Here is a 21,419-nt window from a genome sequence, read left to right on the forward strand (position 1 = left end):
CCCGCCGGATGGACTCGCGCACGTCGTCCAGCGGCGGGTGCTGCGGGAACAGCGCCTCAACGAGGAAATCCGCACCTGGACCGACGAGTTACGAGAGGAAGCGGACATCCGCATCTACGCTGACGCCCCGCGGGACCTGCCGCCGGTGGCTCAGTAGGTTCAGACACTACTCGGTTGGATAGTAGGTAGTCACTCCCCAGTCCGGCGTGGATGCCCGCCTTCGCGGGCATGACGGGGTGGTGACGGAGAGGGTGAGCGGAGTAGGAAAGGACTGTGGTTTCAGCGCCTCCGCCCGGGGATCCAATCCCCGGGCTACTCAAATTCCGCCGGCTCCGCCGGCTTCGGAGCAAGAGATCGGTCGATAGAGGTTCTGGGAGCCGGATTCATCCGGCGGAGACTGGGTAGCCCCGGGATTGATCCCGGGGCGGGGCCGCTTCGGCGCTCCACACTGCCTACCTGGGCAGCAATCTCCTGCGGGCTTCCGTCGCTGCCTCTATCGAGGAGGGTTGCGGGCGCTGGAGAGCTGCCCTACTTCCTGCGATGGCGACACGGTGAGGCCGGCTTCGCCGAGGTCGTAGATCCGCTGATACCAGTAGTAGCTGGCGGTGACCTTGCGCAGATAGCCTCGGGTCTCCGCATACCCCACTTTGGTGTAGAACTCCTCCGGCTCGTCGCTGAAGCAGTAGTTGCGCCACAGGTGGGCTTGGGGCACGCCGGCGTTGTAGGCGGCGATGGCTGGGTGCTGGGCGCCACCGAATTCCTGCAGCAGGTCGTCCAGATAGGCGGCACCGAGGGTGATGGCGGTGGTGGGCTTGTAGAGATCCCGGAAGGAGATGGGCCCCAGGCCGATGTTGAAGGCGAGCTTGCGGGCGGTGGGCATGACGAATTGGGTCAGGCCCCGGGCCGCGGCGCCGGACACGGCGTCGGGGTTGAAGCGGCTCTCCTCGCGGATGATGGCCTGGAGCAGCGCCGTCTCGAATTGGAAGCGGGTGCTCTGGGAGTCGAGGAATTCCCGGTAGGCGTTGGGGTAGAGCAGCTCCTGCAGCTCCTGCGGGTAGAGCTGCTGGGGTAGGCGGGAAGGGGCTCCTTGGGCGAGGATCTCGGCGATGCGCAGCGAGTGGCTGTGCTCTCCGGCCCGCGCCAGCAGCTGGCTGCCGGTGAAGGCCAGGTTGAGGTCCGAGCGCGGGAAGTGGCGCCGCACCGCCGGAGCACCCTCCTGCAGCAGGCCCAGGGCCAGGAGCTTGTCCTCGGGCTGGCGGAGGGGAGCCTGCCAGATGGGCCAGCTTTCCACCGGCACCGTCTCCATGCGTAGATAGGGTCCGGCGGAGCGATCCTCCTCCAACTCCTCGCGCAACCGCTTGCTCGCTTGCCGGCCCTCGGCGGTGTTCTCTCCCAACAACAGCAAGGCCGCATAGAGATCGTCGATGCGCTGACTCGCCAGGGTTCGCCGGACGGAGCCGCGCAGCAGCTCGAGGCCCTTGCTCCGGGCCGCGGCAGCCAGCTTCGGCTGGGTCATGCGACGACCGGCGGCCTGGGCCAGGGGATGAGCCAGGTCACTCTTCAGGGCTACCAGGTAGCTCTCGACGGCGGCTGCGGGATCGTCCTCCAACTCGTGGCGCCGGCCTTCCCAATAGCTCACTTCGACGGTATCCGAGCCACCGGAGAGTCGTGCCAGGTCCAGCCAGGGCTGGGCCCGGTCGGCGCGCCCCTGGACCAGGTCCGAGACTGCCAGGAAGAGGGCGGCGCGGCCGGCCATGGGGCGCCATTGACTTTTGCTGGAGAGAAGCTCGTAGAGCTGCAGTGCGGCGCTCTCGTTGTTGGTCCGCCATTCCAGCCGCATGGCGGCGAAGAGGGCGGCGTCGGCCCAACGGCCACTGGGTTCGGCGTTGAAGGCCCGTTGGAAGCTCTTGGAGGCGTCGGCCCAACGGCCCACCAGCTCGAGGGAGCGGCCCCGTTGGAAAAGAGCTCGGGAGCGCTCCCGGGGAATGTTGGTGCGCTCCGCCAGATTGCCGAACTCCTGTGCCGCCAGGTCGAAGCGGTTGAGCCAGAAGTGACCGCGAATCATCGCGTAGCGGGCTTCCAGATCCTCCGCGGTGCGCAGCGCCGGCCCACCGCGCTCGCGGCTCATCAGGCTCATTTCCAGATAGGGCACGGAGTGCTGAAACTCGCGATGCTGGTGCAGGGTCATGCCGATGAGCAGGGTGATGCGCGGGTCGGAGGTGGAGTTGGGGAGCATGGCCACCCACCGCACCGCCTCGCGAGCCGTGTCGTCGGAGGTCTCCTCCTCCAGCAGCTCGATGAGCATGCGCTGGCCGCGGTCTTTATCTTCGGTGCGGAAGGCGCACAGAGCTTCCGCCAGGGTCAGCTGGCGTCGTTGAGGAACGGGGAATTCGCGGGCGTTGATCCCCTGGAGCAGGCGACAGTCCCCGCCCCGGGCCAAGGTGTGGCGCAACAGGGCGACGGCCCGGGGCAGCAAGGGGCGGGGGATCTCCCCCTGCAGGAGGGTGGCGACCAGACCGGCGGCGACCTCGGGGTGGCGTTGCCGCTCCTGAGCGATGGCCAGGCGCATGCGGCCGTAGGGCGCGAGGACGGAAGCGCCGGCGAGGGTACGGGCAAAGGCCTGCCCGGCCTGGGCCCCCTGCCCCTCGAGCTCGAGCAAATGTCCTTGGAGGTAGTCGAGGCCGAGGTCCTGGTTGAGCTCGGGTTGATCTTGGATCAACGCCGAGGTCTGCTCCAAGGCTTGGGCCGGCTGATTCTCCAGCTGTGCTTTGACCAGGTCGATGCGGGGATCGTCCACCGCCAGGGCCAGGGTCAGGAGCAAGCCGAGGCTCATGAGGACAACGCTCCCTGCTGAGAATTTGGAATCGGGAACGGAAGCCGGTGCGGGACGAAGAAGTTTCGGAAGCTGTGATGGCAGGCCATGGATGGTTGATTCCGGGACGGCTGCCCGTCCGCTGATGTTCTGTCCACTGGTGTGCTTTCCACGGATCTACTGTTCGCCGCGGCGGTCGGAGGGGACTCCAACTCCTCGCGGTGGGGTCTCGGCATCCGGGTCCATCGGTCTCGAGGCTTCCTGGTCTGCCGGGCGGGCTGGTTTCCCGGAAGGGCTTAGCCGCGCCGCACTACCCGAGCACCCAAAGATTGCAATTTCAGTTCCATGCTCTCGTATCCCCGATCTAGGTGGTAAATGCGGTGGACCACCGTTTCGCCGCTGGCGATCAGGCCGGCGAGGACCAGACAGGCGGAGGCCCGCAGGTCGGTGGCCATGACGTTGGCTCCGGAAAGTGGGGTGGGACCTTGAATGACCGCCTTGGGTCCGTCGATCTGAATGTTCGCCCCCATGCGGTTGAGCTCTGGCACATGCTGAAAGCGGTTCTCGAATACGGTTTCCGATATCTCGCACCGACCCTCGGCTTGGGTCATGAGAGCCATATATTGGGCTTGAAGGTCGGTGGGGAAACCCGGATGAGGGCAAGTTGCGACATCGCTGGCTCGGATTCCGTGCCCGTTGCGGACCCGGATGCCCGCCTCGGAGAGCGCGACGTCGACGCCGATTTCGTCCAGTTTTTCCAGCAGCGGTGCCAGATCGGCAGGCTCCGCATCCTGCAGCAGCACGTCTCCACCGGTGATGGCGGCCCCCACCAGGTAGGTGCCGCCCTCGATGCGGTCGGCGATGACCTGATGCTGGGTGCCGCCAAGGGTGTCGACGCCCTCGATCTCCATGGCCTCCTCGCCGGCGCCGGAAATCCGTGCTCCCATGGAGTTGAGCAGCCGGGCCAGGTCGCCGATCTCCGGTTCCCGGGCACAGTTCTCCAGCACCGTCGTTCCCTGCGCCAGCACCGCCGCCATCATCACATTTTCGGTCCCCGTGACCGTCGGCATAGCAAAGCGGAAGCGGGTGCCCACCAGCTGACGGGCGCGCACCTCGACATATCCATGTTCCAGCTGGACCTCCGCTCCCAGCGCCTCAAGCCCGGCCAGGTGCTGGTCGATAGGGCGCACGCCGATGGCGCAGCCGCCGGGGAGGGAGACCCGGGCATGGCCCCGGCGGGCCACCAGCGGACCGAGCACCAGAACGCTGGCGCGCATGGTCTTGACCAGCTCGTAGGGTGCTTCGTCGGGGCTCACCTCGCCGCCGGGGGTGAGGATGAAGCCATCTTCGGTCTCCTCGCTGGCCACTCCCAGGTGCTCCAGAAGACGGCACATGGTGCGGATGTCGCGCACCTTGGGCACCCGGCCGAGGGTCACCGGCCCTTCGCTGAGCAGAGTGGCGGCGAGGGCGGGAAGGGCGGCGTTCTTGGCACCGCTGGCGCGGACGTTTCCCTCGAGACGGTTGGGGCCCTGGATGTGAAATCGATCCATGAAATCCTCAGCTCTTCGATGGTGGACGGGTCAAAACCAGAGTCCTGGCGATGCCGGCGTAGTCGTGGATCACCCGCCGGACCTCCAGGCCTCGATCGGTGGCGGCGGCGGTCAGCGCGGCCCGCTGGTCGGCGCCGATCTCCACCATCAGAGGGCAGCCAGGCCGGAACTCCGCCGCGGCGGCCAGCAGTCGATGCAGTACCGCCAGTCCGCCGCTGTCGGCGAAGAGGGCGGTGGTGGGCTCATAGTCGAGAATCTCCGGCGAAAGCTCCGGAGCTTCCTCCGGCGCAATGTACGGCGGATTGCTCACCACCAGGTCGAAGGTCTCCAGCTCCAGCCCACAGACAAGATCTATGCACAAGGCGTGCACGCTCTCCGCGGCTCCCAAGCTCCCGGCGTTGGCTTGGGCCACCGCCAGGGCGCCGAGGGAGATGTCCACCGCCGTCACCCGGGCGCCGGGAATCTCCAGCGCCAGGGTCACCGCCAGGCAGCCGGAGCCGGTTCCCACGTCGAGAATCTGTGGCTCCGGTGGTAGATCCCATTCCAGCGCCGCCTCTACCAAGTGCTCGGTCTCCGGCCGCGGAATGAGCACGCGGGAGTCTACCCGGAACTGGCGGCCGTAGAACTCTCTTGCGCCGAGAACGTAGGCCATGGGCTCGCCGGTCAGCCGCCGTTGGAGAAGCTCTTGGAAGCGCTGGATCTCTGAAGCCTCCAGCTGGTGCTCGCCGTGGGCCAGAATGTAGGCCTCATCCCGCTCCAGCAGCCGCGCCATGAGGAGCAGGGCTTCGCGGGTGGAGGGACCGTGGGGAGCTTCGGAGAGGCGACGGCGGGCGTCCCGGATCAGATCGTCGACGGTGACCGACATCAGCGGTCCTCTCCGTCAGCGGCGGGCATGTTGATTCTTCTTTCGATCCGGTTCGGGGCCGAGGGCGTGGCGGATTTCTTCGGCTACCGCCGGCTCTTCTTCCTCCGCCAGAGCACGCTCCAGCACCACCCGGGATGGTTCGGCGCCCATGCGGCCCAGAGCCCAGGCGGCGTGACGCCGGACGGCGGTGTCCGATTCTGCCGTGAGGGCCTTTTCCAGGGCGGGGCGGTAGCGTGGCTCCGGCCGGTTGCCCATCACCGTCGCGGCGTTGCGTTTCAGGCCTTCCAGCCGCGCCCGCTGCATGGCGCTGCCGTTGAAGCGCCGCCGGTACTCCTCGGGTCCCAGCGCCAGGAGCTGCACCAGATCCAGGTCGCGGCGCTCTTCCGCCAGGTGCAGGTCGGGGTGGTCGGCGGCGGGCGAAGGACGTAGATTCCACGGGCACACCTGCTGGCAGATATCGCAGCCGAAGACCCAATCCTCGAGCTGAGGGCGTATCTCTGCCGGCACCGCTCCTCGATGCTCGATGGTCCAGTAGGAGATGCAGCGGTTGCTGTCCAGGCGGTAGGGCTCGCGCAGGGCGTCGGTGGGACAGGCTTCGAGGCAGCGGGTGCAGCGGCCGCAGAGGTCGGTAAGCGGCTCGCCGGCCTCCAGGGGAAGGGTGAGGAAGAGCTCCCCGAGGAGGAACCAGGAGCCCTCTCGGCTCAGCAGGCAGGTGTTCTTGGCGGTGGTGCCCAGGCCGGCGCGGGCCGCCAGAGCGCGTTCGAGCACCGGCCCGGTGTCGACATAGGGCCGGGTGTCGCAGTGGGGATAGGCTTCCCGCACCCGCCGCGCTAGCTTGCGCAGGAGCTTGCCCATTTTGTTGTGGTAATCCCGGCCCCGGGCGTAGCGGGCCACCCGTGGCCACAGGTCCCCGGTGGGCTCTTCGGCTCCCTCCAGCGGATGGTATTGGAGGGCGACGCAGAGCACCGAGCGAGCGCCCTCCAGCACCCGCGCCGGCTCCAGCCGCTCCTCCACCCGTTGCTCCAGATAGCCCATGCCCGCATGGTCGCCCCGCTCCAGCCAGCGCAGGAAGGCGCCGCCATGCTCCACCGGTTCCACCCCGGCCACACCCGCACGGTCGAAGCCCAGTTCCAGGGCGAGGGATTTGAGCTCGTGGGCTAGGTCGGTGGGGGAGGGGAGTGTTTGGCTCATGGGGGAAGGGAAGAGAGCAGCGAAAGGTCGAGAATACCGCAAGGGGATTGCCGGAGCCCCCGCCCCGGGATCAATCCCGGGGCTACCCAGGACACTGCCGGATGAATCCGGCTCCCAGAACCTGCTCAACTACGTGCTTCCCTCCGGAGCCAGCGGAGCTGGCGGAATCTGAGTAGCTCGGGGATTGGATCCCCGAGCGGAGGGGGTGGAACCACGATCATCTCCTTCTGCGCTTACCGTTTCCGCGACCACCCCGTCACTCCCGCGGAGGCGGGAGTCTACGCATTTGTGAGGAGTGAGTGCTGGATTCCCGAGTTCTCGGCGACCTTCAAGGGGCTCGTGGTCGGATAGGAGACGTTCACTCTGCCGTCAAGCGTGGATGCCCGCCTGCGCGGGCATGACGGAGGTGGAGAAGGGGGTTCACAGGAAAAACTCGGCTTCGGCTTGTGCTCCTAACCACGACCCGGAGGATAAGATCCCGCCATGCCCAAAACCACTACCGACTCTTCCCCCTGCCGCTGCGACTGGGTCACTGACGACCCGCTCTACCTCGCGTACCACGATCACGAATGGGGTGTGCCCCATCGGGACGATCGCCATCTCTTCGAAATGCTGGTGCTGGAGGGAGCCCAAGCGGGGCTCAGCTGGATCACCATCCTCAAGAAGCGGGAAGGCTACCGCCGGCTGTTCGAGAACTTCGACGTCGAGGCGGTGGCGGCCTTCGACCAGCCGCGCATCGAGGAGCTCTTGCAGGATGCCAGCATCGTACGCAACCGCCTGAAGGTGGAATCGGCGGTGGCCAACGCTCGGGCGGTGCTGGCGGTGCAGGCGGAGGAAGGCAGCCTGAGCCGCTATCTATGGTCTTTCGTCGACGGACGCCCGATCCAGAACCGGTGGCGCAGCCTGGGCGAGGTTCCGGCGGCCACCGACCGCTCCAAGACCATGAGCAAGGAGCTCAAGAGGCGTGGTTTCCGTTTCGTCGGGCCCACCGTCTGCTACGCCTTCATGCAGGCGGTGGGGATGGTCAACGACCACACGGTGGACTGCTACCGGCATGGGGAAGTAGCCACCCTGGCAGATTCCTGAGCTCGAATTTGACTGAGTCACCACTCGGTTTCCCTCCTACGCAAAACCGCCGGCGCGATCGTGGAGATCGGCCGGCGGTGAAGCTTTAGCTCAGAGGGCTTGGCGGTCAGCGATCTTGCCGCAAGCTTCGTAGCTGCCGCACAGTACTGCGGATCAGGCCGAGGGAGATCTTCTCCATCTGAGCCGCCTTCTGGAACAGGATCAGGGCTGCCACGGCTTCCCGTCGCAGGTCGCTGGCACGGAACACCGGGACCAGTTCCTCCGCCAGATTCTTGATCTCGGCGATGCGCCCCTGTTGAGCGTAGATGCTCGCCAATTCCAGGGAAACCAGCGCCACGTCCCAGCCCAAGCCTTCCTGGAGCAGAGCCTCGCGGGTCCGCCGATAGGCTTGCTCCGCCGTGTGGAGGTCGCCCTTCTCCCGGGCCAGGTTGGCCTCGAGCCAGCGCAAGCGCAGTCGATGAATGCGTTCCCCGTATTGTTTGTAGAGGGGACGGCAGGCTTCGAGAAGCTCCTCGGCTTCCTCCGGGCGGCCACTCTCGTTGAGGTTGAGCACGAGGTTGTGATTGGCTGCCAGTACCAGCCGCGGCTCGCGCTGGGCGTCCACCAGACTCAACCCCTCGCGCAACATCTCGATGGCTTCCTCGCTCCGGAAGGCGTAGCCGAGGAAGTTGGCTTTCTTGATCATGGTGCGGCCGAGCAGGTGGCTTTCGCCGCAGCGGCGATAGATGGCCATGGCGCGATCGTAGAGCTCGAAGCATTCCTCGAAGCGGCGACGATCACCACTTAGGTTGCCCTGCATCCCGCGTAGACGGGCGAGCTCCATCAGATCGCCGGTACCTTCGAGCAGAAGCTCGTCGGCTTCGGCGAAGGCCAGCTCGGCATCCTGCAGCCGCCGGGCGACGCGGTAGGCGTTGGCCAAGTAGCACATAGCGCGAGCGCGCAGGTCGTTGAGGATGGCGTAGCCGTGATCGAGACCGCTGAGAGCACGGGACATCTGCACCGCCAGCTCGGCGAGCTCGATGGCTTCCAAGGTGTCTCGGTGGCAAGCGTCGAGACTCTTTTCCAACAGCAGGTCGCATAGGCTCAAGGAGCGGAAGCGCGAGCTGTTGCTCACCAGTACCACACGCCGATCCGGCGGGTGCTCCAAGAGCTCCCTGAACAGGCTCGGTAGCTCCTGGCGCTCGCGCTCAAAGCGGGCGCGCTGATCTGCGATCCGCGGCAGCACCTGGGCGAGGATGCTGTCGTAGTCCGGCTCCTCGGCCCCGGATTCCGAGCCCTGGACGCCGGCGGGCCGGCGCGAGCTCGTGATGATCTGGGTCAGGCCGTCGAGATCGTCCGCGGAGAGCTGGGTGCGCAGTAGGTCACCCAGGTCGTGAACGTTGATGCTTTGGGGAATCTGAGTCGAATCATCCATCGGACGCCTCCTTGAGGAAGCCAACTTCCACCAATTGCCGAACCAGAGCCGCGAGGCAGCGGTTGGCCACCTTGCGGACACTGGACTGGCGATAGCCTAGCTGCTCAGCGATCTCGTTGGGCTTGAGACCAAGCCCGTAGCGCAGTCGAAGAATCGCGCGGCAGCGAGGCCGCAAACGCACCAGGGTGCGCTCTAGATCACGGCGAAGAATGCTCTGTTCCTGGGAGGGGCGTTCGGCATCCGCCACCAGCTCCAAGATCGCTTCGTCTACCGCTTCATAAAGACGGCTGCGGCGGCTGCGCCAGTACATGATGCAGCGTCGCCGCAAAGTCCCGATGAGCCACGCTTCGGGCTTGATCACCGTGTCCCACTTGTAGAGCAGGGTCAGCAAAGTGTCCTGCAGGACATCCTCAGCGTCCTCCGGTGGGATCTGATACCGGCCGAGAATCTGTTTCAGAGTAGGCTGAACCTTCTGGAGAAGAGCCTCGAACGATTCGTCGGGATCTGGCTTTTCGAGCGTGGTCATCATTTCCTTCTAAGTGAGAGCCTGGCCGGCGCCGGGGGATCCGGAGGGCGCCGGCCTCGGGGCTCGGCCTCTAGCCGTTCGGCTCGATGGTGGCGCCGCCGCTCTCGCCCGTGGCCTGGAAGCCGTCGGGGTTGATGCCAGCGCCGATATCCAGGATGGGATCGTCCCCCTCTCCTGGATTATATTGCGTCGAAGAGTCCGTCAGGTTGCGTACTTGCGGCTCATCTTGGTGAGAGTCGCTGTTCCACAGGGACCGGAACAGGTCGAAGAAATATGCCAACGGGCTCGATTGGTCAGCGGTCTGTCCCTTCATCCCGAAGCCTGCGGTCTGCGCCGCAGCGCTCTGGAGGGTGAAGGGGGCGATGCACAGCATAGCTACCAGCAAACAGGCGCCGGCAGTCTTGAAAGAGTAATTCTGGAACACCATCACATCCTCCCTTATCTCATTCTCTGACATTAGAGACAGAAGATCCCTACTTTCGTTAGTGCACCAGACCGCTCGAGACGGGACAAATGACCGAAGATCTTTTTCCGGCGGCACTCGATCTCAGCGGTTAAGGCGGTCAGTATAACCAAAGGCACTGGCCTGTGGAAATCGGCCGCAGAGCCCCTGAGGCTGTGCGACCGGTCTCCCCTTCCGGCTGTCAGGAGCCGGGTTCGCGGGTGGCCGCTTCCATGCGCTCGGCCTGGAAGTGGGTGACCAAGGGATCCACCAGGGGATCCATGGCTCCCTCGAGAATCGCCGGGAGCTGGTGCAGGGTAAGGCCGATGCGGTGGTCGGTGATCCGGTTCTGGGGGAAGTTGTACGTCCGGATCTTCTCGGAGCGGTCGCCGCTGCCCACCATCTTGCGGCGTTCCTCGCTGATGGCATCCTGAGCCTTGGCGGTCTCGATCTCCATCAGCCGGGCGCGCAGCACCCGCATAGCCTTCGCCCGATTCTTGATCTGGCTGCGCTCGTCCTGGCAGGTGACCACCAGCCCGGTGGGCAGGTGGGTCAGGCGGACCGCCGAGTAGGTGGTGTTGACGCCCTGTCCGCCGGGGCCGGAGGAGCAGTAGCGGTCGATGCGCAGATCTTTCTCGTCGATGTCGACATCGACCTCGTCCGCTTCCGGCAGCACTGCCACCGTGACCGCGGAGGTGTGGATGCGTCCCGAGGCTTCGGTGTCGGGAACCCGCTGCACGCGGTGGACGCCGCCTTCATACTTTAGGCGGCTGAAGGCTCCGCGGCCTTCAACGATGGCGGAGAGCTCTTTGATGCCGCCGACCCCGGATTCGGAAAGCTCGATGATCTCGACCTTCCAGCCTCGGGACTCGGCATAGCGGCTGTACATGCGGAAGAGCTCGGAGGCGAAGAGGGTGGCCTCGTCGCCGCCGGTGCCGGCGCGGATTTCCAGCACCACATTGCGGTTGTCGTTGGGGTCTTTGGGGGTGAGCTCGCGCTTCAGGCGCTCTTCCAGCGTCTCGATGCGCTCTTCCAGGGCGCTCTGCTCCTGCTGCGCCATGTCGAAGAGCTCGTCGCCACGCTTGAGGCCGGCGAGCATCTCCTCGACGCCCTGACGCTCCTCCGCTAGCTCGCGGTATTCGCGGTAGAGCTGGACCACGGGATCGATCTCCGCCAGCGCCTTGGAGGTCTCGCGGTAGACCGAGGGGTCCTCGAAGATCGAGGGATCGGCGAGCTTGTGGGTCAGCTCGCCGTGGGTTCGTTCTATTTGCTCAAGCTTTTCGAACATGGCCAGAAGCTCAGGTCCAGGGGGACCGTTTCAATCCGTCAGGAAAGGCCGCGATCACCGTCCCGGCATCCGGTGATCCGGATTGGGACAGGGCGGTGATGCGGCCAGTTGGGCCGGTGAGCTCGGGCTGTCAGGCTGCCGGCCTACTTGCCGGCTCAGTACGCCGGCCCACTGGCGACGACGGAGAGAGCTTCTACGCCTCGGCGCTCTTGCGCTGGCCGTAGCGGCGGCGGAAGCGCTCGACGCGGCCGGCGGAGTCCACCAGCTTCTGCTTGCCGGTGAAGAAGGGATGGCAAGCGCTGCAGATCTCGAGTCGCAGCTCGTCCTTGGTGGAGTGGGTCTGGAAGGTGTTGCCGCAGGCGCACACCACGTCGACCAGGTGCAATTCCGGGTGAATATCCTTGCGCACGATCTTTGCCTTTCTCGAATTCCCGAGCCGCTGATCCGGCGTGTACGGAGGCTGCTCTGGGATCACAATCGCCGGTGCGTGGCCGGCGGAAATCGCTTTCGCTCCCGCGGGCGCGAAGCTAGAACGCTACACGATCTGCCGTAGTTTGGCAACCCGTCGCCGACGCTCCCGGAGGCTCGCCCTGCTGGTTCAGAAGATTCTAGGATTCGATGGATCTTGGCTGGGTCGTCCGTTGCGGCGTCGTCCGTTGCGACGGCAAATACTTCAACCAATCTCAGGGCGAGGGTATTCCTGGGGCGAGTTCCGGAGTCGAGGACGAGCCGCCGCTGGCTTCAATATCGCGGACCTCAATATCGTGGGCTTCTCAATATCGAGGACCTAGGGCGTCGAGCACCGTGGGGCCGTAGAGGGCCGTGTTGAGCAGCAGCGGCATGGTGGCCCGCCACAGCTCGCGGAAGGCCGGATCGTAGGTGAAGGTCACCGCCAGCCCGCGACCCGCCGGCTCCGCCGCCATCAGCAGCGAGCCCGCCAGCCGATCCTCCGCCTCGGGCCAGGCGAAACCGGCGAGCACCGGATCCGCCGGCGCGGCCACCAGCACGTCCATGCTGCGGTCGCCGGTGGGCTGGAGCACGGTGCTGCCCTGGACCAACACCGGCGGCGAGGCCGGCAGGCCCGAGGCCAGCGGATGCTCGGAGTGCAGTCGCGTGGCGACGACGGCCCCGGGAGTGTCCAGAGGCAGGCTCGCCAGGGAGCTCTCTGGGGCTTCGAGGGCGAACGGAGAACTGTCCTGGGGGGCTTCCTCGAGCTCCTCTGAGCTCAAGAGCTCCGGCTCCAGGACCGCTTCGTCGTGAGGGCTGCCGGAATCGCCGTCGCCGGGTTTCCACGGCTCGATGGCGCTGAGCTCCAGATCCCGCACCAGATCGGAAGCTTGACCGATGGCCACCAGTACGCCGCCGGCTCGGACCCAATGGGTCAATCGCTCCTTGCCTCCTTCCCCGAGAGCGTCCCCGGGGTAGCCGTCGGGTAGTAGCAGCACGTCGAATGAGGAGAGGTCCGTGTGTTCGAGCAGGTCCAGCTGCAGCCGGTGGAAGGGGATCTCCAGGGTCCGGTCGAGCAAATGCCAGATGGCACCGTGGCTGGTGGGGAGGGTACCGCTGCCCCCCAGCAGGCCGATGCGGGACGGCAGCACTGGCGCGATTTCGTCAGATCCCAGGGACAGCCCTTCGACGGTATAGCCGCTGGTGGCGCGATGGACCTCGACGCCGAGGGACCGAGCCAGCTGGTCGAGGTCGCTTTCCAGCTCCTGGCCCTCGCCCAGACCTGCTCTTCTGGCTCCGCCGCTAGGGATGACCAAGGTGCCCGCGGGGTAGCGCTGGCGCGCCGTGGCGAAGGGACCGAGGGCCAGGCGGTGGTAGATCTGCCGGGCCTGGAGCTGCGCCGCCAGGCGGTAGCCCGCCAGTCCCTGGGGCGGCACCAGCCAAGCGACGGACCGGTCCTCGGTATTGCCGCCAGTGATGTCGCCGGTACTGGCGCCCGTGATGCCGCCGCCGGGGGTCGTGGCGGTTTCGGGAGAAACGTGGGTGGTTCCGGTGGAGCCCACCTCTTGGCCTTGGAGCTCCTCTGAGCTCAACTCGCCGTCCAGACTCCACACCTCGACCCCAAAGGCCAGAGGGAGGGACCAGGCGGTGATGTCGGCGAATTCGGTGCGGCGGCGAGCTTCCAGGTTCTGCCGCTGGCGGGCCAGGAAGCTGGCGGGCATCTCCGCTTCGCGGCTGAGCAGGGCGTGGACCAGGCTGCCCAGAGGTTGGGCGCTGCTGACGACGTAGCTGCCGGCGGGCAATAGGAGGCGGCGGCTGGAGTCGTCGGCGATGCGTTGGGCTTCCATCTCCACCGTCCGGTCCAGACGGCGGACCTCGATGCCGTGGAGTTCCAGGAGCTGCGCCAGGGCCCGGGATTCACCGCCCTCACCGTGCCAAAGGTAGGTGCGGGCCGGGTCCATCAGGCTCTGGGCGCGGGTGGCGGCAAAGTCCTCCAGCAGGCGCTGGCGATGGGCGGCAGCGGTGCGTACGGTGGTCAGGGAGGTGGTGAAGTGACGAGCCACTCGATCCGCCAGGGTCAAGGGCCCTCCCGGCCGGTCCACCGCCAGTCCCCCACGACCGCCGCCGGCGACCTCATAGGTCATGCCCACCGCGCCCCGCAGCGCGGGGTAGCTGTCCCCGTAGCCCGGGTAGAAGAGATCGAAGACCTCGGCCTTGTAATACAGCCAGCCCGCCTGGTCGAAGGCGGCGGCGTTGGCGCGGCCGAAGGTCTCCAGCCAGCCGAGGGTGCGACGGTCGATGTGGGAGAGGATGGGATCCGCCGGCGGTGGGAAGAAATACGACGAATCGCTGCCCATCTCGTGGAAATCGACGTAGACCTGAGGCTCCCACCGGCGGTAGGCCTTCAGCCGGTGCCGGGTCTCCTGCTGCGTCGCCCAGGCCCAGTCGCGGTTGAGGTCGAAGAGGTAGTGGTTGTAGCGGCCCCCGGGCCAGGGCTCCCGATGCTCCATGGAGTCGCCCCAGGGATCCGGCGTTCGCCCTTGGCGCTCGGTGAAGCTTTGGACATAGCGCTCGCGGCCGTCGGGGTTGACCAGGGGATCGATGATCACCACCAGCTCGTCCAGGTCCCGGGCCAGCGGCCCCTGGCTGGCGGCGAGCACGTACGCGGTGGCCATGGCCACTTCGGTGCTGGAAGACTCGTTGCCGTGGACGCCGTAGGCGAGCCAGACCACCGCCGGCAGCTCCGCCGTCAACCGGCGCCGTTCCGAGCCGCTCAGGCTTCCCATCGCTCCATCGGTGGGGTTCGCCAGCCGCTGCAGCTCCCGGCGGATTTCCTCCAGCCGCTGCAGATTGGCGGGAGAGGAGATCACCGCCAGGTGCAGTGGCCGGCCTTCGTAGGTCTCACCGTACTGCAGCCACTGGACGCGCTCCGAGGCCTCCGACAGGCGGTGCAGATAGTCCCGAACCTGGTGGTAGCGGGTGAAGCGGCTGCCCAAGGGGTAGCCCAGGATGTCCACCGGGGACGGCACCGCCGGATCCAGCGGGCCGGGACCTTGGGTCAGGCCGAGCTCGTCCAGGGCGAGAAAGCTATCTTCCAGGGCTCGATGCTGGGCGGCCGATGCTGGCTCCCCGCTTTCCCAATCTGCCGCGGACGCGGTGGGAGGCGATAGGAGCCAGGTGGCGCAGGCCGCGCCCAGCGACAAGAGGACTGCAGAGAGATGACGCATTGAGGTTCTCCAGCGAAACGCCGGTTTATCCAAACGTGGAGAAGTCTAGCAGGCTGGTTCTTGGGTGGAACCGGATCGTAGAGGCCGGGAGCTCAGCTGGCGGCGATGCTGTCCACCGAGATGCTCAGTCGTTTCATCATCTCGTGCAGCGTCGTCGGCTTGACCTGGAGTAGCTCGGCGGCGTGTTTCTGAACGCCGTGGGAGGCTTGCAGGGCCTTGATGATCAGCTGGCGCTCGTAGGCGGTGACCGCTTCCTTGAGCGAGAGGCCGTTGGCGGGGAGCTGGGCCGGCGGCAGGTCGTTGGCGCTGGGCTGGCGCACCGACAGGGGCAAAAGGTCGAGATCCAGGGTCTCGCCGGTGGATAGCACCACCGCCCGCTCGACGACGTTCTCCAGCTCCCGCACGTTGCCCGGCCAGTGATAGTCCAGCAGCAGCTCCATGGCCGGTGCGGCGATCTCCCGTAGGGGCTTGTCGTTCTCCTCGGCGTAATGGCCGAGGAAGTGCTGGGCCAGCAGGGGAATGTCCTCGGTGCGCTTGCGCAGCGGCGGCAGGGCCAGGTTGATGACGTTGAGGCGGTAGTAGAGATCCTCGCGGAAGCTCTGCTTCTGCACCGCCTCCTCCAGGTCGGCGTTGGTGGCGGCGATGATGCGCACGTCGGCGGTGAGGGTTTCGACCCCGCCCAGGCGCATGAACTCCTTCTCCTGGATCACCCGCAGCAGCTTGGCCTGGGTCTCCAGCGGGACGTTGCCGATCTCGTCGAAGAAGATGGAGCCGTTGGTGGCGAGCTCGAAGAGGCCCTTCTTATTGGCCACCGCGCCGGTGAAGGCGCCCTTGACGTGGCCGAAGAGATTGCTCTCCAGCAGGTCCGCGGGCATGGAGCCGGAGTTGACGGTGATGAAGGGACCGTCGCTACGCCGAGAGTGGTGATGGATGGCTTTGGCCACCAGCTCCTTGCCGGTGCCGCTCTCGCCCAGGATCAGGATATTGCTCTTCGACGGCGCCGCCAGCCGGATCAGCTCGAAGACCTGCTGCATGGGCTTGCTCTTGCCGATGATCTGGTCGAAGCCGAAACGGTTGCGCAGCTGCTCCTTGAGCGCCCGATTCTCCTCCGTCAGACGTCGCTGCTCCAACCCCTTGCGGATGGTGAGCAGCACCTCCTGATTCTTGAACGGCTTGGGGATGTAGTGGAAGGCGCCCTGGCGCATGGCCTCGATGGCGCCTTCGATGGAGGAGTAGGCGGTGATCACCACCACCACCATGTCCGGGTCCTGGCTGCGGATCTGCTGCAAGACCTCGATGCCGGACATGCCCGGCAGCATGAGGTCGAGGAGCACCAGGTCGACCTCCTCCTTGCGTAGCAGGTCGATGCCTTCCTCACCGGTTCGAGCGCTGAACGTGGTGTGCCCTTCCTTCCGGATCAGGGAAGTCAGGACGTCCTGCAGGACTTCTTCGTCGTCGATGATCAGGATGTTCATGCGCTCGGTGGCGGCGATCAGACCTCCCGGGGCAACTCGATGGTGAAGCGGGTGCCCTGGCCGGCCTGGCTGGTGACCCGCAGGTCACCGCCGTGCCGTCGAACGATATCGTAGCTGATGGACAGGCCGAGGCCGGTACCACCACGATTGAGCTTGGTGGAGAAGAAAGGCTGGAAGATGCGGTCCAGCCGCTCTGCCGGAATCCCGACGCCGTTGTCCTCGACGGTGATGTGGACGGTGCTTGGTTCCGACGGCCCCTCGTCGACCGACAAGGCGAGCCGGACCTCGGCGTTCTCGCGCCCGGCGACGGCGTCCTGGGCGTTGAGCAGCAGATTGGTCAGCACCTGCTGCAGCTCGCCCTCGCTGCCGTGGATCGCCACCGTTTCGTCCAAGGGTTGCCAGTCGAGGGCAATCTGACGCTTGGCGAAGCGTTCCTTGAGCAGGCCCAGCGTGTCCTGGATCAGCCCGCCGAGGTCGACGGTACGGTATTCCTTCTGATTGTTGCGGGCGAAGTCCAGCAGGCTGTTGACGATGCGCGAGGCGCGGAAAGTCTGCTTTTCCACCTTCTGCAGCAGGCCGTAGCGAGGGTCGCTCTCGGGGGTCTCCTCCATCAGCATCTGGGCGTAGCTGGAGATGCCGGTGATGGGGGTGTTGACCTCGTGGGCGACGCCGGCGGCGAGCATGCCCAGGGACGCCAGGCGATCCTTCTCCTTGAGCGCCGTCTCCAGCGCCACCTGGCCGCTGATGTCGTGAACCAGCAGGATCCGCAGGTCACGGGTTGGGTCCGACTGGAAGCGTGCGGTGGAGAGATTCAAGTGCCGCTCCTCGCCGTCCAGCTCGCAGTAGCTCACCTCCATCAGGCCGGAGCCGGGCTCCGGTAGGGGGCGCACCGGCAATACCTCCGACAGGGGCTTGCCCTCCAGCAGGTCGGGGGCGCAGCCCGCCAGGTGGGCGAAAGCCCCGTTGACGGAGACGATGTGATCGTCGGCGTCCAGCACCACGGTGCCCGCCGGGGAGGATTCGATGATCCCCTCGTTGTAGCGCTGCAGCCGCCCCACTTCTTCCAGCTGATGGCGCAGCTGGTCCACCAGCTGAGCGTTCTCAATGGCCAGCGCGGCCTGGTTGAGCAGCACCCGCACCAACTCCAGGTCGTCGCTGTTGAGGGGCCGGCTTTCGGCCTTGTAGGAGGCGAGGGCGAAGCCGACCTGGGCGCCGCGCACCACCAGCGGGAAGGCGTAGCGGTAGCCGGCGGCGAAGAGTCGCTGAGCGGGCTCGGCCCGGCCGGAGGGCGATGGCGCTCCGGAGATGGGGGTGACCTCCTCATGCCAAAAATCGTCACCCATCAGGTCGAAGGGGACGCTGGCCGGGAGTAGCAGCTCGGGCCGCGCCGGCGCCAGGCTGCCGCCGCGGCTGAGGTAGAGATTGGCGCGTTCTAGCTCTAGCGCCTCTTCGAGATTCTCCAGCAGGCTGGCGCAGAGGTGATCCAGATCGCGTTCCTGCATCAGCTGCTCGGCGAGCTCCGGGAGCCGACGCCGGCGGCCAAAATGACCGCGATATTGGAGCCTCTCGATGGAGGTGGAGATCTGCTGCCGCACCGGTACCACCATGGCGGCGAAGAGCAGGCCGGCGCTGAAGGACACCAGGTTGCGGGCCAGGCCCAGCTCGTCCGGCAGGCTGCGGCTGACCCCGAGATTGACCAGGCTGAAGCCGGCGATGGCGAGGAGGGCGGTGGCGGAGTAGGAAACGGCGTCGCGCAGGATGACGTCGATGTCCCAGAGCTTGTAGCGCAGAATCGACCAGGCGAAGGTGGCGGGCACCAGCGCCAGGGGAGCGACGGCGAGGACCTGGAGCATCTCGGCGCCAATCCAGCCCTGCGCCAGGCGATTCAGCACCGGGAGATCCCGGATCACCAGGTAGGCGAGGAAAGGCAGATAGCCGAAGCTCAGCCCGAAGGCGATCCACTGGACCTGGCGCCGCTCTTCCCAATCGTCGTAGGTGAAGACCCGGTAGATCAGCACCGCCGCCACCGCCAGGGAGAAGCCCACCAGGTGATAGAGCCCCAGGGTGTTGAGCTGTTCGGTGATCAGCCCCATCTCGCGGGCGCTGTCGATGCCCAGCAGCCAGCGGCCGTTGGCCAGCAGCAAATCCGCCTGCAGCACCGCCAGCGCCGCCGCCGGCAGATAGAGGAAGGGGATGACCTTGCGGCTCCAGCCGCGCTTGCCCAGCGGGTCGGGGAAGACCAGGAAGAAGTGCACCGTCAGCGCCGGCAGGAGGATGCGCGCCAGCTCTTCGAGGCCGTAGAAGAGCCTGCCCAGGCCGTCATAGATGCCCGCCGGAGTGAGGGCGAAGAAGAGGGCGTAGAGCAGACTCCAGCCGAAGAAGAGAGCTCCTTCGCGGCGGCGATTGCGCAGGAGGGTGTAGAAGCCGATGAAGAGGAAGAGTCCGGCGATGAGTGCCTGGATCAGGTAGGCCCAATCCACGTCCACCGGCGGCCGGGGGACGGTGAGGCTGAGTAGCTCTCCGTCCCGCATCACCACCAGCTCGCTCTCGGTGCGGCTGTGGAGGCTCTCCCGCAGCTCGCGGACGGTGGCCTCGGCGCCGTTGACCAGCAGGATCTGGTCTCCGGCTGCCAGTTTGGATACCGGGGCCAGCTTGGATTCTGGGGCCAGCTCCGAGCTCGCCTCGTCGACGGAAGTCACCAGCCAGCCGCCACCGTTGGGGACGGCTTCGAAACCGAGGGTGTTGAAGGTCTCGACCTTGCGCTGGAAGCTCACCGCGGCCAGGGAAATCACCACCGCGGCCAAAATCAGGCCGGTAACCAGAGTGACGACTTTGCGGCTGCGCGCTTCCGTAGACATTCGCTTAGGCTTTCCTCTCCTTAATCTAAGCAGAATCCATGCCACCCCCGTCAGTTTTTTGAATGGTCCTCTAACAGCAGATTTCTTCGGTATTTACCGGTCACGGTCCAGCAGATTGAACCTGTCCATTCTTTTGAATTCAATCTCTTGTCCCCGTTCGGGGGCGAGCCCGGAGGACGGGCCAGGGGAGTGCCGGCGCGGGCGCCGGAAGCAGGGCTGAAGACTGTGGGGGTCGAGGCGAAGAACGGCCGGACTGAGGCTCAGAAACGAACCGCCAGGCCGCCCAGGATCCGCTTGCGGAGCTCGTCGTCGCCGCTGGCGGGGTTGAGGGGCGAGGCGCCGCGGGAGACTTCCATATCCAGGTGCAGCGCCCAATCCGCGGCCAGGTCCATGAGGATGTTGAGGTCCTGGGTGACCTTGAGCTGCAGCCGCTCCAGGTCCAGCTGGGGCAGGGTGGCCCCTTCGCTGTTCGTGGGCTCCAGATCCTGCTGGAGCTGATGGAAGGCGACATAGACGCCGGTGGAGGTCTCCTGGAATTGAGTGTCCAGCGAGGTCACCAAATACTTGACCTTGTTCTCCAGCACGTCGTCGTTCTGGGTCAGCACCAGCCCGCCACCGCCGGAGGAGAGGTTCGATTCCAGCCGTGCCAGGACGCTGGGGCTCAAGCGGCGGGTGACCGCCAGCTGAACTTCCGGCAGCTCGTCACCGCGCACCAGGTAGAGGCTCTCCAGGTGATTGAAGAAGTCCTGGTCGAAGAAGAGGCGCAGGGTCTCGCCGATTTCCCGGTGCAGGGCGCCGAAGGTCAGGCTGTCGTCCCCTTGGCCCTCGCGGGTGAAGGCGAGCTTGTAGCAGGCTTCCTCCGCCAGATCGCAGCCCGTGGACTGTTGGAAGAGGGCGGGGATGAAGTCCTGGTAGAGCCCTGGATCCTCGTCGTGAACGCGGTGGCTGGCGGTGGCGGCGGCCTGCCAGGCCTTGTTCAGTTGCAGCACCATGCCGCCCCGGGGCGTCACCGACAGGCTGCCGTCCTGGAGCTTGGTCATCAAGCCGTATTCCACCAGCACCGCCGGCTGCATGCGCCAGCCTCCCTGGCCGAGGAGCTCGACGCTCTCGTGGGCGAAGCGATGGCCTTGGTTGCTGATTGCGTCGACCTGGCGCTCGCGATAGCGCAGCTCGGTCTGGAAGCTCCCGGTCTCGCCCACGGAGCGGGCGTAGGAGCCCTCCAGGCGGAGGGTGCGGGAGGCGTCGGGGAAGACGCTCTCGGTCGCCCAGCCCGGGCGATAGAAGTTGTTCTCGCTGGTGTATTGGGCGCTGATCTGGGAGTGGCCGTTGGAGCCCAGGGGGGTCGCCCAGCTGACCTGATAGCGCTCGAAGTCCACCGGGCGGTTGGTGCCGTCCACCATACGGTTGTTGAGGGACTGGACGCTCACCCGGGAGTCGCCCTCGCCGCGCACCTCCAGGGACATGGCGCTCTGGCGAGCCACCGCGCTGGCGGCTTCGGGAGCGCGGGCGGCGCTGCCCAAGGACTGCATCTCCATGTAATAGCCTTCGAAGCCCACCTGGGTGCTACCGAAGACCCCGTCCAGATCGACCCGGCCGCCGGAGACCTGAGCGTCGCCCCCGCTGTAGGGGTTCTCGTCGACCCCGGCCAAAGCCTGAAGCTCCGCCTGGAGCCCGGCCACCGCCGAGGGCAGTGGTTGGGTGGTCTGGGCCAGGGCGGTAGGGCCCCGGCGCACCGGCTCGGGGTCGTTCAGGCCCATCTCCCGCAGCACGTCGGTGGGGATGCGCTGGCGGACGCTCCAGAAGTCCACCTCGTCCGCGGGGCTGATCTCCGCCTCCGACAGCAGCTCGAGCTCGACGAATTGATCCGCGCCGGAAGAATTGCGGGCGAGCATCACGACGGTGGGCAGGAAGCCTGCCTTGTGGGCGATGATCTTGTACAGGCCGGCGGGGAGATCTTCGAAGAGGAACGTGCCGTCGGCGCCGGTGAGCACCTTGCGCAGAGTGAGGTCGGAGAGCTGGTAGGAGTAAACGCGAGCTGAAGAGATGGGGTTCGAGGCGGCCCGAACTTTCCCCGCGACCAAGCCGACACCGCCATCTTGGTCAGCGGCGGCGGGGCTCGATAGAAGTGGCGAAATCAATAGGAGCCATGCTCCCAGCGCCAGGATCCAGCGAAGAGTCTTGTGAGCATTCATGGTCTGTTCGATCCTCGAATCGATTCTCAACAGTATAAGTGTGGCC

General features: G+C 66.2%; 14 protein-coding genes. 1 reads left to right on the forward strand and 13 read right to left on the reverse strand.

Features of this window, described 5'->3' with window-relative positions:
- Positions 1-493: 493 nt before the first annotated feature.
- The 4 genes from SX243_12360 to queG form a co-directional block, all read right to left on the reverse strand.
- Entirely contained in the window at positions 494-2,833 is a 2,340-nt protein-coding gene (locus SX243_12360) for a lytic transglycosylase domain-containing protein (GenBank protein MDY7093756.1), read from the reverse strand.
- Positions 2,834-3,108: 275 nt separating this feature from the next.
- On the reverse strand, positions 3,109-4,362 hold the full coding sequence (gene murA, locus SX243_12365) for a UDP-N-acetylglucosamine 1-carboxyvinyltransferase (GenBank protein ID MDY7093757.1): 1,254 nt from the start codon (positions 4,360-4,362) through the stop codon (positions 3,109-3,111).
- 7 nt (positions 4,363-4,369) lie between these two features.
- On the reverse strand, positions 4,370-5,227 hold the full coding sequence (gene prmC / locus SX243_12370; protein ID MDY7093758.1) for a peptide chain release factor N(5)-glutamine methyltransferase: 858 nt from the start codon (positions 5,225-5,227) through the stop codon (positions 4,370-4,372).
- A 15-nt stretch (positions 5,228-5,242) separates the two neighbouring features.
- The gene (gene queG, locus SX243_12375) at positions 5,243-6,418 is read right to left on the reverse strand and encodes a tRNA epoxyqueuosine(34) reductase QueG (GenBank protein MDY7093759.1); all 1,176 of its coding nucleotides are present in this window, start codon (positions 6,416-6,418) and stop codon (positions 5,243-5,245) included.
- 483 nt (positions 6,419-6,901) lie between these two features.
- Here queG and SX243_12380 point away from each other — a divergent pair, with 483 nt between their 5' ends.
- Positions 6,902-7,504, forward strand: a complete 603-nt coding sequence (locus SX243_12380; GenBank protein ID MDY7093760.1) for a DNA-3-methyladenine glycosylase I — start codon at positions 6,902-6,904, stop codon at positions 7,502-7,504.
- Between the two features lie 106 nt (positions 7,505-7,610).
- Here the strand turns inward: SX243_12380 and SX243_12385 are convergent, their stop codons facing one another.
- From SX243_12385 to SX243_12425, 9 genes are all read right to left on the reverse strand, one after another.
- On the reverse strand, positions 7,611-8,918 hold the full coding sequence (locus tag SX243_12385) for a hypothetical protein (GenBank protein ID MDY7093761.1): 1,308 nt from the start codon (positions 8,916-8,918) through the stop codon (positions 7,611-7,613).
- The gene (locus tag SX243_12390) at positions 8,911-9,447 is read right to left on the reverse strand and encodes a sigma-70 family RNA polymerase sigma factor (GenBank protein ID MDY7093762.1); all 537 of its coding nucleotides are present in this window, start codon (positions 9,445-9,447) and stop codon (positions 8,911-8,913) included. The genes SX243_12385 and SX243_12390 overlap by 8 nt, the downstream gene beginning before the upstream one ends.
- Before the next feature lie 67 nt (positions 9,448-9,514).
- Entirely contained in the window at positions 9,515-9,871 is a 357-nt protein-coding gene (locus tag SX243_12395) for a hypothetical protein (GenBank protein ID MDY7093763.1), read from the reverse strand.
- A 217-nt stretch (positions 9,872-10,088) separates the two neighbouring features.
- Positions 10,089-11,174: a peptide chain release factor 1 gene (gene prfA, locus SX243_12400; GenBank protein MDY7093764.1), complete on the reverse strand. Its 1,086-nt coding sequence runs from the start codon at positions 11,172-11,174 to the stop codon at positions 10,089-10,091.
- Positions 11,175-11,367: 193 nt separating this feature from the next.
- Positions 11,368-11,583, reverse strand: coding sequence for a 50S ribosomal protein L31 (rpmE, locus tag SX243_12405; protein MDY7093765.1), 216 nt, complete (start codon positions 11,581-11,583; stop codon positions 11,368-11,370).
- Positions 11,584-11,947: 364 nt separating this feature from the next.
- Positions 11,948-14,848: a M14 family metallopeptidase gene (locus SX243_12410; protein ID MDY7093766.1), complete on the reverse strand. Its 2,901-nt coding sequence runs from the start codon at positions 14,846-14,848 to the stop codon at positions 11,948-11,950.
- A 92-nt stretch (positions 14,849-14,940) separates the two neighbouring features.
- Positions 14,941-16,323: a sigma-54 dependent transcriptional regulator gene (locus SX243_12415; GenBank protein MDY7093767.1), complete on the reverse strand. Its 1,383-nt coding sequence runs from the start codon at positions 16,321-16,323 to the stop codon at positions 14,941-14,943.
- A gap of 17 nt (positions 16,324-16,340) precedes the next feature.
- Positions 16,341-19,181 carry an ATP-binding protein gene (locus tag SX243_12420; GenBank protein MDY7093768.1) on the reverse strand — a complete coding sequence of 947 codons (2,841 nt, stop codon included), beginning with the start codon at positions 19,179-19,181 and terminating at the stop codon, positions 16,341-16,343.
- A gap of 260 nt (positions 19,182-19,441) precedes the next feature.
- Positions 19,442-21,373: a carboxypeptidase-like regulatory domain-containing protein gene (locus SX243_12425; GenBank protein MDY7093769.1), complete on the reverse strand. Its 1,932-nt coding sequence runs from the start codon at positions 21,371-21,373 to the stop codon at positions 19,442-19,444.
- Between the last annotated feature and the right edge of the window lie 46 nt (positions 21,374-21,419).

This window comes from Acidobacteriota bacterium (genome assembly GCA_034211275.1).
Classification (GTDB): domain Bacteria; phylum Acidobacteriota; class Thermoanaerobaculia; order Multivoradales; family JAHZIX01; genus JAGQSE01.

Bases quoted from the DNA above. Each gene is read 5' to 3' on its own strand.
- SX243_12360 (MDY7093756.1), bottom strand. From the start codon at position 2,833: ATGAGCCTCGGCTTGCTCCTGACCCTGGCCCTGGCGGTGGACGATCCC.
- SX243_12425 (MDY7093769.1), bottom strand. From the start codon at position 21,373: ATGAATGCTCACAAGACTCTTCGCTGGATCCTGGCGCTGGGAGCATGG.
- SX243_12385 (MDY7093761.1), bottom strand. From the start codon at position 8,918: ATGGATGATTCGACTCAGATTCCCCAAAGCATCAACGTTCACGACCTG.
- SX243_12415 (MDY7093767.1), bottom strand. From the start codon at position 16,323: ATGAACATCCTGATCATCGACGACGAAGAAGTCCTGCAGGACGTCCTG.
- SX243_12410 (MDY7093766.1), bottom strand. From the start codon at position 14,848: ATGCGTCATCTCTCTGCAGTCCTCTTGTCGCTGGGCGCGGCCTGCGCC.
- prmC (MDY7093758.1), bottom strand. From the start codon at position 5,227: ATGTCGGTCACCGTCGACGATCTGATCCGGGACGCCCGCCGTCGCCTC.
- SX243_12395 (MDY7093763.1), bottom strand. From the start codon at position 9,871: ATGGTGTTCCAGAATTACTCTTTCAAGACTGCCGGCGCCTGTTTGCTG.
- queG (MDY7093759.1), bottom strand. From the start codon at position 6,418: ATGAGCCAAACACTCCCCTCCCCCACCGACCTAGCCCACGAGCTCAAA.
- murA (MDY7093757.1), bottom strand. From the start codon at position 4,362: ATGGATCGATTTCACATCCAGGGCCCCAACCGTCTCGAGGGAAACGTC.
- SX243_12390 (MDY7093762.1), bottom strand. From the start codon at position 9,447: ATGATGACCACGCTCGAAAAGCCAGATCCCGACGAATCGTTCGAGGCT.
- SX243_12420 (MDY7093768.1), bottom strand. From the start codon at position 19,181: ATGTCTACGGAAGCGCGCAGCCGCAAAGTCGTCACTCTGGTTACCGGC.
- prfA (MDY7093764.1), bottom strand. From the start codon at position 11,174: ATGTTCGAAAAGCTTGAGCAAATAGAACGAACCCACGGCGAGCTGACC.
- SX243_12380 (MDY7093760.1), top strand. From the start codon at position 6,902: ATGCCCAAAACCACTACCGACTCTTCCCCCTGCCGCTGCGACTGGGTC.